This window comes from Paraburkholderia sp. SIMBA_030 (assembly GCF_046535245.1).
GTDB lineage: Bacteria > Pseudomonadota > Gammaproteobacteria > Burkholderiales > Burkholderiaceae > Paraburkholderia.
In genome coordinates this window covers 1-388 of record NZ_JAWRXB010000126.1, presented here as the reverse complement: position 1 = coordinate 388, position 388 = coordinate 1, and the positions used below count along the sequence as shown (strand labels likewise).

General features: G+C 62.6%; 1 protein-coding gene. It reads left to right on the top strand.

Translation table 11 applies throughout. The features are described 5' to 3' along the window. Positions 1–388, top strand: a 388-nt coding sequence (locus tag SB772_RS39315; protein ID WP_410838429.1) for an NAD(P)/FAD-dependent oxidoreductase, incomplete at both ends; no start/stop codon positions are given.

Below are 388 nucleotides of genomic sequence, written 5' to 3'. Positions count from 1 at the left end.
CGATCCGCCTGCCGAACGCCCTCATGCCGCCGCTGATGAACAATCACGGCAATTACATCGTCTCACTCGGCAATGTCTGTCGCTGGCTGGCGGGCCACGCGGAAGCGCTCGGCGTCGAGATCTATCCGGGCTTTGCCGCCACCGAAGTGCTCTATAACGACGAGGGCGCCGTCATCGGTGTCGCCACCGGCGACATGGGCGTCGAGCGCAACGGCGAGCCCGGCCCGAACTTTACCCGCGGCATGGAACTCATCGGCAAATACGTTCTGATCGGCGAAGGCGTGCGCGGCTCGCTTGCCAAGCAGCTGATCGCCAAATTCGACCTTTCGAAGGACCGCGAACCCCAGAAATTCGGTATCGGCATCAAGGAGCTCTGGCAGGTCAAGCC